Below are 13,621 nucleotides of genomic sequence, written 5' to 3' on the forward strand. Positions count from 1 at the left end.
TCTAGACCCGCTCGCCGCCCTTGATCCGATAGGTCGGGTTGTACATCGTGACCAGTTCCTCCGCTGCCGTCGGGTGCACGGCCATGGTGCGATCGAAATCGTCCTTGGTCGCACCGGTCTTCAGCGCGATACCGAGAAGCTGGGCCATTTCACCCGCTTCCGGCCCGAGAATGTGGACGCCCAGCACCTTCCGGTCGAGCGCATTGACCACGATTTTCATGATCGTCCGCTCATCCCGCCCGGCGAGCACGTGCTTCATCGGCCTGAATTCAGCGCGATAGATTTCCAGTTCTTCGAAATCCTTGCTCGCATCCTCTTCCGACAGCCCGATCGTGCCGATCTCGGGTTGGGAGAAAACCGCCGTTGCGATCAGTTGATGATCCGGCTTCGTCGGATTGTTCTTAAAGGCGGTTTCCACGAAGCACATGGCCTCATGAATGGCGACCGGCGTCAGCTGCACGCGGTCGGTCACATCGCCGACGGCGTAGATATTCTCGACATTGGTGCGGGAATAGTCGTCGACGGTGACCGCACCCTTGTGATCGACTGCGACGCCAGCCGCCTCGAGCCCGAGATGCTCGGTATTCGGGTCGCGCCCGAGCGCCAGCATCACCTGGTCGGCCTTGAGCACTTCGCCGTTTTTCGTGTGTGCCAGAAGGCGGCCGTCATCGCTCTTTTCGATCTTCGCGAAAACGTCCTGGCAAAGGATGCGAATGCCCTTCTTTTCCATGGCCTCGTGAAGACCCCGGCGCATGTCGCCATCGAAGCGGCCGAGGATTTCCTTGCCGCGGTAGATAACCGTCGTTTCGACGCCGAGCCCGTGGAAGATGTTGGCGAACTCCACAGCGATATAGCCGCCCCCGGCGATCACGATCGCTTTCGGCAGCGTCTCCAGGTGGAACGCCTCGTTCGAGGTGATGCAGAGTTCGTACCCCGGCAGGGACGCGTGCGGATTGGCAAATCCACCGACGGCGATCAGGATCTTGTCCGCCGTGACGCGCTCGCCCGTCGCCTTGAGCTCGATCGTATGGGCATCCACGAGCACGGCGCGGCTATCGAAGAGCGTCACATTCGCATTGGTCAGACCCTTGCGGTAAAGTCCTTCCAGGCGTTCGATTTCGCGGTCCTTGTTGGCGATCAGCGTCGGCCAGTCGAACGACGATTCCCCGACGGTCCAGCCGTATCCCGCGGCATCTTCGAACGCTTCGGAGAAGTGAGACGCGTAGACGAACAGCTTCTTCGGCACGCAGCCGCGGATCACGCAGGTGCCGCCATAGCGGTATTCCTCCGCGATGGCGACCTTGCGACCGAGCGCGCCTGTCACCCGCGCTGCCCGAACACCACCCGAGCCACCACCGATGACGAAAAGGTCGTAGTCGTACTCAGCCATGGGATCGATCCTGCGCGTGGTCTTGACGACGCCGCGTGTCCGACGCCGAGACGGTTCTGGTGAAATGAAAGCCCGGCGCTTGGCCGGGCTTCGAACGTCTTATCTAGGGCTGCTTGTGACTATTGTGCAGGGGGGGCAGCCGGATCGGCCACCGTGCCCGTTTCGGGATCGATGCCGGCATCTTCCGCCGTCGGTGCCTGGTCGCCGAGACGCTGCTCGAGCGCGGCGTCGGCCTCCACGGCGAGATCGCGCGAGATGCCGGTCGCCCAGATTTCAGCGGAACGCATCAGTTCCTGCGTGACGGTGATGCCGTTTTCCAGAAGTTTGAGGCCGGCCGACGACGTGTAGAACTCCGTGATCGCGTTCAGCTCTTCTTCCGTGAAGTTGCGCGCATAGATCTCGGCAGCCTCGCGCTCCAGGTCGCCGCGGCGCGATGCGAGGGAGACAGCCACGTCGTCGATCGTGGAGGAGATTTCCGATTCGAAGTTCGGCGTGCTCTGGATGAGCGCCGACTTCAGCTGTTCGGCCGTACCCGGCAGGATCTGGTCGAACTGGTCGGTGGCGCCGAGCGCGGCGATGGCAGCACGTGCGGCGGCCCTGTGGCTGTCGCTCAACTGTTCCTGGGAAAGCGCCGGACCGCCCGCCAGGGTCAAGGCGATGAGAGCGGCGGCACCTGCACCGCGAAAGAGACCGTTCGAGATTGCCATGTGAGGATCAGCTCCTGTGTTCCTGCTCAGCCGTCAGCGTTTCAACGCCGTTTTCGCCGGCGATAATCGCCACCGAGGCCAGATTTATGAAAAGACCGTGCTCGACAACCCCGGGGATGGCATGCAGCGCGGCGGACAGCGCTTCTGGATCGGGAATACGGCCAAATGATGCGTCGAGAATGTGGTGGCCGCCGTCGGTTTCATAGGCGCCGTCATTGCCGGGACGGATCGTGAGGCCTCCGGACAGGTCGAGCTTGGCAGCCGCCTTTTCCACCGCGATCTGGGTCGAAGCCATGCCGAACGGGTTGATCTCGATCGGCAGCGCATAGGCGCCGAGCGCGTCGACCAGTTTCGATGCGTCGGCGATGACGATCATGCGCTTCGATGCAGCCGCGACGATCTTCTCGCGCAGCAACGCCCCGCCGCCACCCTTAATCAGGCGCAGCGCATGGTCGACTTCGTCGGCGCCGTCGATCGTCAGGTCGAGCTCCGGTTCCTCATCGAGCGAGAAGAGCGGCACGCCGAGATCCATGCAAATCCGTGCCGTGCGCTCCGATGTCGGCACGCCTTTTATTGAAAGCCCGGCATCGACCTTCTCGGCCAGAAGCCGCACGAATTCCTCCGCCGTCGATCCGGTGCCGATGCCGAGACGCATGCCGTCTTCCACATAGCCGAGCGCCGCGCGTGCGGCTTCGATCTTTCTGTCGCGGGGATCCATGCGCGTCTTTCGCCTCTGCCTCTTTGAACGGACCGACTACGGCCACTGAGATGCGTGGCGCCGCTGTTACCATGATGAGCCGGATCAAGCCAAGGCTTGAACCGAGCACCAACGCCGGATACCCAAGGCGCCGAACCGAGATCGCCGACGGCGATCCAAGCACCGAAGGACTTGCTGGCGCAAATGGGCGATCAGAACCCGATCATCTATGTGGACGCCGATGCGTGCCCGGTGAAGCCCGAGATCCTCAAGGTCGCCGAGCGCCACGGGGTCAAGACGGTGTTCGTCGCCAATTCCGGCTTGCGGCCTTCGCGCGACCCGATGATCGTCAACGTCATAGTTTCGGCAAGCTTCGATGCGGCCGACGACTGGATCGCGGAGACCGTCAGGCCCGGAGATATCGTGGTGACCGCGGACGTGCCGCTTGCCGGGCGCTGCGTGGAAGCCGGCGCCCATGTCACGGGCCCGACGGGACGCATCTTCGACCATACGACGATCGGCATGGCCACGGCGATGCGCGATCTCGGCCAGCACCTGCGCGAATCGGGTGCGATCAAGGGCTACAATCCGTCATTCTCCCAGCGCGACCGTTCCGCCTTTCTGGAAACGCTCGACCGGCTCCTTCGTCGGGCTATGTCCGATCGGTCGAGATGATATGGTCGCGCCAGCCGCCAACAGCATTCGAGGTAACAGCCCATGAAAACCGTTTCGCAGACCAAGGCCCATGGCGGCATCCAGGGCGTCTATTCCCACGCCTCCACTGCGACCAAGTGCGAAATGACCTTTGCCGTCTTCGTGCCGCCGCTGGCTGATGGCGCAAAGGCTCCGGTGCTCTGGTACCTGTCCGGCCTCACCTGCACCCACCAAAACGTCATGGACAAGGGCGAGTATCGCCGGCTTGCCGCCGAACTCGGCCTCATCATCGTGTGCCCGGACACGAGCCCGCGCGGCGACGATGTGGCCGACGAGCCCGACAACTGGCAGTTCGGCAAGGGTGCAGGCTTTTACGTCGATGCGACCGAGGCGCCCTATTCCGCGCATTACCGGATGTACAGCTACATACTGGACGAGTTGACGGCCCTCATCGCCGCCGAATTCCCCGCAGCCGACATGGACCGTCAGGGAGTCTTCGGCCACTCCATGGGCGGACACGGCGCGCTGGTCATGGCGCTGCGCAATGCAGACCGCTTCAAATCATGCTCGGCCTTCGCGCCGATCGTGCAGCCGAGCACGGCCGACTGGTCGAAAGGCGCGTTGGAGAAATATCTCGGCGCCGATCAGGCTGCCTGGCGCAGCTACGATGCCACGGCCCTCATCGAAGACGGCCAGCGCTTCGGCGAGTTTCTGGTCGACCAGGGCGATGCGGATGGATTTCTGCAAGATGGCCTCCGCCCCTGGCTCCTGGAAGCCGCCTGCAAGGCCGCGAACATCCCACTGCAGCTTCGCATGCAGCCGGGCTACGACCACTCTTATGCCTTCATCTCCACCTTCATGGACGATCATCTGCGCTGGCATCGTGCACGGCTCTAGTCTGTCGGCCCAAAGCATATGCTTGAACAAGGCCTGCTAAACTCTTCGCGCTGAACACAATTGCGTACAGCGCCGCAAATAGGCCGCACACGTAATAATTAGCATCACGCGATATATTCAAATAATCGGCAATAATCGGTAGCGATTTCCACCGTCGTCAACCGAATTAGACAGGCATAGCATCCCACTGTCACACCTTCGGGAGGATGTGACATACCAAGGGGTAGCATATGTCGGAGGGGCATAGCCGCCGTGGATCTGTCGCCCAGGAGGCTGGCTCCACAACGGATGCAATTGTAGGACATGTCGATTGCGGATCGGAGCAGACAACTGCCGACCGGACATTCCTCAGATCAGTGATCGAAAATCAGGTCGTACCGCGCCTTCTCATTGCCGAAAGCGCAGCCCTGCGTCAGCCGCATGAGACCGCGACCGACATGTCGAGGCCCTCGGCCCGCGACGTCAACGAATTGCTGCATATCGTGGTCGAGGCCGACACGGCCGCCTGCGTCGAGTATCTGCAAAGCCGCCGCATCAAGGGCATGCAGCTCGAAACGGTCTATCTCGGCCTGCTCGCGCCGGTGGCACACCGTCTCGGCCTCATGTGGGAGCGCGATGAACTGAGCTTCATCGATGTGACGGTGGGGCTGGCCCGTCTGCAGTCGCTTGTCCATGAGCTGACGAGCGAGAGTTGCTACGGCGCCCTCAACCAGGATGCCTCCCGCCGCATCGTGCTCGCCGCCGCGCGCAACGAACAGCACGCTTTCGGGCTGCTGATCGTCGCCGAATTCCTGCGCCTTGCGGGCTGGGAGGTCGATGGCGGTCCGGATGTCGAAAGCGGCGCGCCGCTCGTACGCATGGTCGGCCAGGAATGGTACGCGGTCGTCGGCCTGTCCGTCGGTTTCGAGGAGCATGTGGACGCGACCCGCGCCGATATCGGCAAGGTTCGTGCGCGCTCGCGCAACGGCCGGGTGGGCATTCTCGCCGGCGGCGCCGCCTTCTCGCGAGATCCGGCCCAGGCCGAACGCATGGGTGCCGATGCACTCGCCCGCGACGGCCGTGAAGCCGTCGTGAAGGCAGAGGCGCTACGCGCCGCTTACGCCTGACCGTTTCGCTGAATCTGGCGTCTAAAAGCCGCGCCGGCTGACCTGGGCGAGGCTGCTCAGCATGTCCGCACCGAGCGCCGAGCCTGCATCACCCGAAAAGAGCGTCAGCGCCGGATCGGCGAAATTCGAATTCTCCATGTCGTAGAGCGCGCTGAACTGCGTGATGAACTTGTCCAGTTCACGCGGATCCGACAGCGTCGCGATATCCAGACGGTCCTCGATCATGCGCGCCTGCGCGTCGATGTCTGACTGCGCGATCTCCTCGGGCAGACCAAGCGCTATGCGCACCACCTGCTGCAGCGCCGGATCGGCCAAGATGTCGAAGGCATTGTTGATCTCGCCCGCCATGCGCTTGAAGTAGAGCGCGAGCCGCACGCCCTCGTTCTCCAGCCCCGCCTCTTCTTCCAGCGTCTGGCGCAGGTAGAACTCCTCGGTCTGGATGATATCCGCCACGGACTGCACGTTGCCCGCCACTTCGCGCGCGATCGTCCCGTCCGGATTGAAGTTGAAGCTCGCCGCAAGCAACCGCAGGCTCCGGTCCGGTTGCGTGTTGACGAAGCTTTCCGGGTCCTCGACATCGCTGAGCAGCACGTCGCGCAGCGTGCGCGCGTCGATCAACTCCGGATCGTAGCCCTGGCTCTGCAGCAGAATCGAAACCACGCGCTCGTCGGCCAAAAGCTCGTCGATCGATCCGACCTGCGCGATCTGCTCGCGATAATACCGGATCTCCTCCGCCGCCTCGTCGCTGGTAAGCCCCAGCGTTTCGGCGCGCTCCATATAGTCGGTGGTGAAAGCATTGAACTGCGATTCCGATTGCGCGCGACGCGCCGTCGTCGGCAGCCCGTCAGCGCCGAAGTTGAAGGCCGAGGCTATTTCGCGGAAACGCGCATTGCGGGGCTGGTTGGCGAAGCTGTTCGGATCGGTCAGATCGCTGGTCAGCGCGCGCTTAACCGCGTCCCTGGATTCCGTCACCGGATCAAGGCCATAGGCCTGCATCATGTAATTGTAGAGTGAAGGGTCGCGCATCAGCGCATCGAGCGTTCCCACTGTCTCCATGGCCGCGCGGAACACGCTTTCGCGGGTATCGTCGCGCCGCTCGCCGGCATTGTCGTAATTGGCTAGAAAGGTCCGGTTGAGCGACGTCGTCTGCTCGGCCGTCTGCGCCGGCCCGGTCGCCTGGCCGTCTGTACCGAAGTTAAAGAGCCCGGCCATCGCGCGCAGCGCACCGTTCTGCGTCGTGTTGGCGAAACTCGTCGGATCGGAGAGATCGCTCGTCAGCGCCGCACGGATATCGGCGCGCCGCGTCAGCGAAGCCGGCTGGTCGTAAGACGTCCAGAGATAATCGACGAGACGCGGATCGGCGAGCAGATCGTCCACGCTGGCAACGGTCGCGATCTTCTCGTTGAAATAGTCGGTCATCAGTTCCGCCGCGAGCGGCACGATCCGGTCGGGCACGTCGAACAGATAGTCCTCGGTGATCTTGCGCACCTGCTCGGCATCCTGCGCCGGAACGCCTGCCGCAAGCGACCCGTCCGCCTGGAAATTGAACGCCTGTGCCAGCGACAGATAATCCGAATTCTCAGGCCGGTTCACAAAACTTGTCGGATCATCCAGATCGCTCGTCAGCACGTCGCGCAAAAACGACGCCGAATAGTACTGCGTGTCGATCACATTGGCCTGAAGCGCCACCTCGACCAGCCGCTGGTCTGCGAGGAACTCGTCGACATTGGTGATCTGGCCGATGCGCGCCTTGTAGTTCTCGAACTCCGCCGCATAGACACGCCCGGCATTTTGCACGCTCACATCGTAGAGCCCGATCAGATCCTCGGTCTGCTGGTCGGACTGGATGTCCGGCTTGACCTGCGCCGCCGCATTGCCGGCAAAGGAAAACGCCTGGGCAAAGGTGCGATAGCGCTCGTCCTCCAGCTTGTTGGCAAAGCTATCCTCATCGGAGAGATCGCTTTCCAGTACCTGCTGCATGAAGGCGCGCGCATAGGTCATCTCCTCCAGCCCGTAGGCCTTCATCGCGTAAGAGTAGACCCGGTAATCGTCGAGAAACTCCTCAACCGAGGAAATCTTGCCGATCGTCTCGCGATAATACTGCGCCTCGCGCGCCACCACCGCATCATCCGAAACCCGCCCGATGCTGCGCGACATGTCACGGTCGATGAGGTTGTAACTGAGATAGGTCGACAGCATGGAGCGACTCCGCCATGAAAATTGGCCGAAGTGTCAGGGACTGGGCTTGCGTGGGGCTGGTGGAGGTGGCCGGATGAACGCCGTTCTTGTTGGCATCTTGCATGACACCGCAGCGGCAGGTTTCGACCCCAGGTCAGTCATTCAAGCCGGACTGCGGAGCGCCCAAAACCTGCCATTCGTTGGGGTTTGCAGACCGGCTGAGCGCGACTGAACGCCATAGCTCTGCATTGGCATAAGCCATCTAGAGGCTGACTATAGGAAGCGTGCGTGCGACCTCTGAACGACGCCGGCGCTACTGCGGAAATCCGTAAGATCGGTCGCAGTGTGGCCGGGGCAGGATGACAGCCGCTTCAGGACACTGGCGCTTACCGTCCTCGAAGGTCCGCGAACAGTTTTATGGTTTCACGGTTGAAAGCGGTCATGTCGTCGGGGCTACGGCTCGTGACGAGGCCTTGGTCAACGACGACCTCTTCGTCGACCCAATTGGCGCCGGCGTTCTTGAGATCGGTCGCGAGCGACGGCCATGAGGTCATGCGGCGGCCGCTCGCTGCGCCGGTTTCGATGATTGTCCACGGCCCATGGCAGATCGAGGCAACAGGCTTTTTGGCGTCGAAGAACGCTTTGGCGAACGCCACGGCTTTGGCGTCCGCACGCAGCGTGTCCGGGTTGATGACGCCGCCGGGCAGGAGTAGCGCGTCGTAGTCCTGGGGATTGGCGGAAGCGAGTGGTACATCAACCGGGTAGCTGTTGCTCCAGTCAGTGAAGTCCCAGGCACGGACATTTTGCGGCTTGGGCGAGATGAGGCTGGTCTTGGCGCCTGCCTCGTCGAGTGCCTTGCGAGGCTCGGTCATTTCGACTTCCTCGAAACCGTCGGTGACGAGTATCGCCACGTTCAAACCCTTTAGCGTGTCGCTTGCCATAGGTAGGCTCCTTCGAATCTGAGCTTGGCCCGGTCGGGCCTTCCGCGGCCCGGACGCTCGCGCCGCGGAAGGCGCGGCGCCGGGTCTGCCGTGTGGCGGAACGGAGCGCCTGGGGGGCCAGGCGCCGGTGCCTCAGGCGGCGAGTTTCGTCGCGTTGTGCGGATCGATCACGAACTTCTTGGACGAGCCCTGGTCGAAAATCCGGTACGCATCAGCAGCCCCTTCGAGGGGGATGACCTCGACGTTGACGAGCTTTCCGAGGTACGGCATCCGATCCCAAAGAATGGCCATCATCAAATCACGGTTGTAGTGCATGATCGGTGCTTGTCCGGCGGAGATGTGAGGCGATTTGATCCAAGCCTTGCCGAAGTCGATGCGATACCTCCCGGCCTTGGCATCCGCGTCGATAGCTTCGGAGTCTCCCGCCGTATAAATGCCGGGCGCGCCGACGGCGCCGTTGGCGCGAACGATTTCGATCATCGAGTTGAGCACGGCGGCTGGATCCTCTCCGGCGCCGGGTCCGTTCCCATGCGCTTCGAAGCCGACGGCATCGACGCCGCAATCCACCTCCCGGTGGCCGAGGATGGCCTCGATCTGGTCGGCGAGTGGCGTGTCAGAAGACACATCAACCGTCTCGTATCCGGCGCTCTTGACCAGAGCGAGCCGCTCGCTGTTGGTATCGCCCACGATGATGCAGGAGGCGCCGAGGAGATGGGCGGAGGCGGCGGCGCACCGACCGACCGGCCCTGCACCTGCGATATAGACGGTCGCACCGGGTTTGACGCCTGCCTGGATGCAGCCGTGGAAGCCGGTCGGCAGAATGTCGGAGAGCAAGGTCAGATCCTTGATCTTGGCCATCGCCTGATCCTTGTCGGGGAAGCGAAGCAGGTTCCAGTCGGCGAAAGGAACCATGAGATAGTCGGACTGTCCGCCTTGCCAGCCGCCGAGATTGAACCCGTAAGCGCCGCAATCGAGCTCATCGTTGACGTTCATGCAGGTGTCGGTATGGCCCTCCTTGCAATTGCGGCACCGCCCGCACGAGACGTTGAACGGGACCGAGCAGAGGTCGCCTTTTTTGATGAAATGCACGTCGGGGCCCGTCTCGATCACTTCCCCGGTCATCTCATGGCCGAGCACCATGCCCGACGGAGCGGGAAACCGGCCGCGGTAGATATGCTGGTCGCTGCCGCAGATGTTGGTGGTGACGATCTGTAGAATCGCCCCATGAGGCGTCTTGTTGCCTTTGGGATCGACGAGTTTGGGATAGTCGTAGGTTCGCAACTCAACTTTTTTCGGTCCCACATAGGTGATGACCCGATTGCCTGATGTCACGGCTCTAGCTCCCATCGTTGGTTTCTGGTTGCACGGCGATAAGTTCATCGATCCCCTTGGCGAGGTGCCTCAAGGCAGCTTCGCCGCAAGCATTTCGAGTTCTTCGATTATGAGGGACGAAGCGAAAGCTCGGGCGCCTTCTCCATCAGGGCCGCCGCCAGGAGACCGGAGAGGTACACTTGCCGTCCTGCTTCGTCGGAAAAACGCGTCGAAGATCCCGAATGTCGAAGGGCCGATGCGGACACTGAACCATGCGACCGTTCCCGGCTCGTTTTGAAAGATTGGCAGGCCGTTCCGCAGAAACGCCTCGACCTCCGCTTTCTTTCCAGGCTTGGCTTCCACGGTGACGAGAGTGCAAACTTGACCATATGCTCGCTCCTTCCGGACGGTCCCGGCGAAGCGGTCTTGTTGCCAAATCCGCCATTATGGTCGGCTTATTCAGCCGCGAGCCTGGGCTCGATGACATATCGACAGGGGATCGAAGTCCCAGGGTGTCGCTTCACGCGCATCAAGCCTCACGCGAGAGTGTGCCGAACTGACGATCGTCAATTTGCATACTCCCTTCGACATTCTTCGATGCGGCGAGGAGCGCCGGCTCGGGCCTCTCGCCGCCGGAAAGCGGGCGATCTGTCAGACAACGGTCGTATCGGGTCGCAACCCGTCGCCAGTCCTTCCATCATCCGGACGAAGGCGCCCATCTCCACCCCAACGCTTCCAACGGTTGTAGAGCGTCTTCGCAGGCCCACAGTCTTGGGGGGCGTCCCGCCATCGAAGGTTGTTGCGGTTGACGAAGAAGATCCCGCTTAAAACTCTGCGATCATCGACCCGTGGACTGCCGTGGCTCTCGGGTAAAAACGGACGAAGCCGCTCCATCTACTCGTCCATCAGCCAGTACAGATCGCTCATACCCAGCTCCCCCAGGGGAGCGTGAACTAAAACGTTCATGGACCCACCGCCTCCTCGCCTTCTCCTGCCGCCAGACGCCGGATCCCAAACCGACCGACGTGAGCCGCCTCGTCGCCGGGATGGAGGACCTGATCCGAAGGACGGTCGGCCCGGCGATCACCGTCGAGACCGTGGCGACCGGCGGCCTGTGGTCGACGTTTGTCGACCCGCCGCAGCTCGAGAACGCGCTCCTGAACCTTAGCTACCGACTGGACTCAAGGTTGCGCACGGCGTTTCTCGTATAAACCTCGTTCGTGGGAAAGCTCTCAAATTCCAACGAACGGCAGCTTCCTACCGTTCCGCCGGATAAGCGGACCGGAGGCATTCCACCCCAAAGCAGCCAGTCACAATCTTAGCGCCCCTCATAACGGAATATTGTCGTGCTTCTTCCACGGATTGCTCAAACTCTTGTTCCTGAGCATCCTCAGCCCCCGCGCGATCCGCTTGCGGGTTGAGTGCGGCATGATCACCTCGTCGATATAGCCGCGCTCGGCGGCGACGAAGGGTGAGAGGAAGCGGTCTTCGTACATCTTCGTATGAGCGGCGATCTTGTCAGGGTCGGCCATGTCCTTGCGGAAGATGATCTCGACGGCGCCCTTGGCGCCCATCACGGCGATCTGGGCGGTCGGCCAGGCATAGTTGATGTCGCCGCGCAGGTGCTTGGAGGCCATCACGTCGTAGGCGCCGCCATAGGCCTTGCGGGTGATGACGGTCACCTTCGGTACCGTCGCCTCGCCATAGGCGAAGAGCAGCTTGGCGCCGTGCTTGATCAGCCCGCCATATTCCTGCGCCGTACCCGGCAAGAAGCCCGGCACGTCGACGAAGGTGACGATCGGGATGTTGAAGCAGTCGCAAAAGCGCACGAACCGCGCGGCCTTCCGGGAGGCGTCGCTGTCGAGCACGCCGGCCAGCACCATCGGCTGGTTGGCGACGAAGCCGACGGTCCGGCCTTCCACGCGGCCGAACCCGCAGACGATGTTCTTGGCAAACGCCGCCTGGATCTCGAAAAAATCGCCTTCGTCGATCACTTTGACGATCAATTCTTTGATGTCGTAGGGCTTGTTGGCATTGTCCGGGATCAGCGTGTCGAGCGACGCGTCCATCTCGTCGACGCTCTGGTAATTGTCGATCTCCGGCACGTCGGATGTGTTGGATTGCGGCAGGAGGTCGATCAGCCGGCGCATCTGCAGCAGCGCTTCGACATCGTTGTCGAAGGCGCCGTCGGCGATGGAGGATTTCGTCGTGTGGATCGAGGCGCCGCCGAGCTGTTCGGCGCTCACCGTCTCGTTCGTCACGGTCTTCACCACGTCCGGCCCGGTCACGAACATGTAGGACGTGTCGCGCACCATGAAGATGAAGTCGGTCATCGCCGGCGAATAGACGTCGCCGCCCGCGCATGGCCCCATGATCACCGAAATCTGCGGGATGACGCCCGAGGCGAGCACGTTGCGCTGGAAGATTTCCGCATAGCCGCCAAGTGCCGCCACGCCTTCCTGAATGCGCGCGCCGCCGGCATCGTAAAGCCCGATGATCGGCGCCCGGTTCTTCAGCGCCATGTCCTGAAGCTTGATCACCTTTTCCGCATGCGCCTCGGAAAGAGACCCGCCGAACACCGTGAAATCCTTGGCGAAAATGAAGACCGTACGGCCGTTCACCGTGCCCCAGCCGGTGACGACGCCGTCGCCGGAGATCTTGCTGTCCTGCATGCCGAAATCGGTGGAGCGATGTTCGACGAACATGTCGAACTCCTCGAACGAGCCTTCGTCGAGGAAGCATTCGATGCGCTCGCGCGCCGTCAGCTTGCCCTTGGCGTGCTGGGCCGCGATCCGCGCCTCGCCGCCGCCGAGCTTGGCTTTCGCCCGCCGCTCCTCAAGCTCCACCAGCACGTGTTTCAAGCCCGTTCCTCCCGCAGATCTTCAGTGTCGGTCTTCAAAGTCGTGGTCTTCGATGGTCGGGCGGCAGAATGCCTCAACCGTCCCGTCTGGCAAGCAGGACGAAAGCAGCGGCATCGAAATCGCGCCGACGGCTTTCCCTGCGCTTGGCCGCTTCGTAATCCTCGCCCCACAGCTCGGCATTCCAGTTCTCGTCGAGATGCGCCTTTTCCCACGCCTCGTCGGGCGCAAGCGCGCCTTTGGCCAGCGCCATGGCGATCAGCGCCGAGCCCGTTAGGCTCGTCGCCAGATGCAGTGCCGCAAGATCGAGCGGCACGGTAAAGCCCTTGAGCGCCGCGCCGAAGGCGGCCAGCGTCTCGCGCGGCTGCGCCACATGCATCACGCCTTCGGCAAGCACGAAGCGCGCCGCAAGCTCCGCCTGCGCCCAGTCCAGCACCGGGTCCCATTCCTCGCTCTGGCGTTCCACCAGCCGCTCCGGCCCGCCCGCGCGATAGCAGATGAGGTCGGTGCCGGCGAAACGCAGCACATCCTCGGCCACGGCCTGCGTGTCCTGCGCAATTCCGTCGATTGCGGTATTGGCAAGCCGCGTCAGCGGCATCGTCGCGGGGTCGATCGTCTCTGCCTGCGCGTCCCATTCGGCCGCCGTCTTCTCGGCGGTCACGGCGCTCGGCAGCGTCAGCAACAGCCGTGCCGGCGTGCGCACCGGTCGCCCGTCGAGCGTCACGAGGAAGCCGCCCTCGTCATGCTCGGCGAACCCGGCCTGCTTGTAGAAGCGCTTCGGCAGCGGCTTCAGCATCTGCTTCTGCGCGCGCCGCACCGGATCCGGGTCGCTCAACTGCCCGTCGGCAAGCTCCGCGAAGATGTCGCGTATCGACGGATCGT

11 protein-coding genes and 2 pseudogenes are annotated in these 13,621 nt (G+C 62.6%); 4 read left to right on the forward strand and 9 right to left on the reverse strand.

The features are described from left to right. Position 1: 1 nt before the first annotated feature. From gor to rpiA, 3 genes are all read right to left on the reverse strand, one after another. Entirely contained in the window at positions 2 to 1,390 is a 1,389-nt protein-coding gene (gene gor, locus GC125_RS12635; protein WP_151985973.1) for a glutathione-disulfide reductase, read from the reverse strand. A gap of 119 nt (positions 1,391 to 1,509) precedes the next feature. After that, entirely contained in the window at positions 1,510 to 2,097 is a 588-nt protein-coding gene (locus tag GC125_RS12640; protein WP_151985974.1) for a DUF2059 domain-containing protein, read from the reverse strand. A 7-nt stretch (positions 2,098 to 2,104) separates the two neighbouring features. Then, positions 2,105 to 2,815: a ribose-5-phosphate isomerase RpiA gene (gene rpiA, locus GC125_RS12645; protein ID WP_151985975.1), complete on the reverse strand. Its 711-nt coding sequence runs from the start codon at positions 2,813 to 2,815 to the stop codon at positions 2,105 to 2,107. A 183-nt stretch (positions 2,816 to 2,998) separates the two neighbouring features. Here rpiA and GC125_RS12650 point away from each other — a divergent pair, with 183 nt between their 5' ends. The 3 genes from GC125_RS12650 to GC125_RS12660 all read left to right on the forward strand — a co-directional run bounded on the left by GC125_RS12650 (position 2,999) and on the right by GC125_RS12660 (position 5,451). Continuing rightward, a complete protein-coding gene (locus GC125_RS12650) occupies positions 2,999 to 3,469 on the forward strand; it encodes a YaiI/YqxD family protein (RefSeq protein WP_151987862.1) in 471 nt (156 codons plus the stop codon). Positions 3,470 to 3,511: 42 nt separating this feature from the next. Further along, positions 3,512 to 4,345, forward strand: coding sequence for an S-formylglutathione hydrolase (gene fghA / locus GC125_RS12655; RefSeq protein ID WP_151985976.1), 834 nt, complete (start codon positions 3,512 to 3,514; stop codon positions 4,343 to 4,345). Positions 4,346 to 4,701: 356 nt separating this feature from the next. Beyond that, complete coding sequence (locus tag GC125_RS12660; RefSeq protein WP_199864563.1) at positions 4,702 to 5,451, forward strand: cobalamin B12-binding domain-containing protein; 750 nt, start codon at positions 4,702 to 4,704, stop codon at positions 5,449 to 5,451. Between the two features lie 21 nt (positions 5,452 to 5,472). Here the strand turns inward: GC125_RS12660 and GC125_RS12665 are convergent, their stop codons facing one another. From GC125_RS12665 to GC125_RS12685, 4 genes and pseudogenes are all read right to left on the reverse strand, one after another. Beyond that, complete coding sequence (locus tag GC125_RS12665) at positions 5,473 to 7,650, reverse strand: DUF1217 domain-containing protein (RefSeq protein ID WP_151985978.1); 2,178 nt, start codon at positions 7,648 to 7,650, stop codon at positions 5,473 to 5,475. Positions 7,651 to 8,015: 365 nt separating this feature from the next. Further along, positions 8,016 to 8,570: a type 1 glutamine amidotransferase domain-containing protein gene (locus tag GC125_RS12670; protein WP_151985979.1), complete on the reverse strand. Its 555-nt coding sequence runs from the start codon at positions 8,568 to 8,570 to the stop codon at positions 8,016 to 8,018. Positions 8,571 to 8,702: 132 nt separating this feature from the next. After that, a complete protein-coding gene (locus tag GC125_RS12675) occupies positions 8,703 to 9,902 on the reverse strand; it encodes an alcohol dehydrogenase catalytic domain-containing protein (protein WP_151985980.1) in 1,200 nt (399 codons plus the stop codon). Positions 9,903 to 10,564: 662 nt separating this feature from the next. Further along, positions 10,565 to 10,775, reverse strand: a pseudogene (locus GC125_RS12685) (transposase); the annotation flags it as partial. 71 nt (positions 10,776 to 10,846) lie between these two features. On the opposite strand from GC125_RS12685, the pseudogene GC125_RS20250 reads away from it, so the two are divergent. Beyond that, positions 10,847 to 11,047 (forward strand): annotated as a pseudogene (locus GC125_RS20250) (hypothetical protein); the annotation flags it as partial. Between the two features lie 162 nt (positions 11,048 to 11,209). Here the strand turns inward: GC125_RS20250 and GC125_RS12695 are convergent. Next, positions 11,210 to 12,742, reverse strand: a complete 1,533-nt coding sequence (locus GC125_RS12695; RefSeq protein ID WP_151985981.1) for an acyl-CoA carboxylase subunit beta — start codon at positions 12,740 to 12,742, stop codon at positions 11,210 to 11,212. A gap of 73 nt (positions 12,743 to 12,815) precedes the next feature. Then, on the reverse strand, positions 12,816 to 13,610 hold the full coding sequence (locus GC125_RS12700; RefSeq protein WP_151987864.1) for an ATP12 family chaperone protein: 795 nt from the start codon (positions 13,608 to 13,610) through the stop codon (positions 12,816 to 12,818). Positions 13,611 to 13,621: the final 11 nt, after the last annotated feature.

The sequence above is a fragment of the Rhizobium sp. EC-SD404 genome, from assembly GCF_902498825.1.
Taxonomy (GTDB): domain Bacteria; phylum Pseudomonadota; class Alphaproteobacteria; order Rhizobiales; family Rhizobiaceae; genus Georhizobium.

Coding starts and splice junctions, on each gene's coding strand:
- gor (WP_151985973.1), bottom strand. CDS start 1,390: ATGGCTGAGTACGACTACGACCTTTTCGTCATCGGTGGTGGCTCGGGT.
- GC125_RS12640 (WP_151985974.1), bottom strand. CDS start 2,097: ATGGCAATCTCGAACGGTCTCTTTCGCGGTGCAGGTGCCGCCGCTCTC.
- rpiA (WP_151985975.1), bottom strand. CDS start 2,815: ATGGATCCCCGCGACAGAAAGATCGAAGCCGCACGCGCGGCGCTCGGC.
- GC125_RS12650 (WP_151987862.1), top strand. CDS start 2,999: ATGGGCGATCAGAACCCGATCATCTATGTGGACGCCGATGCGTGCCCG.
- fghA (WP_151985976.1), top strand. CDS start 3,512: ATGAAAACCGTTTCGCAGACCAAGGCCCATGGCGGCATCCAGGGCGTC.
- GC125_RS12665 (WP_151985978.1), bottom strand. CDS start 7,650: ATGCTGTCGACCTATCTCAGTTACAACCTCATCGACCGTGACATGTCG.
- GC125_RS12670 (WP_151985979.1), bottom strand. CDS start 8,570: ATGGCAAGCGACACGCTAAAGGGTTTGAACGTGGCGATACTCGTCACC.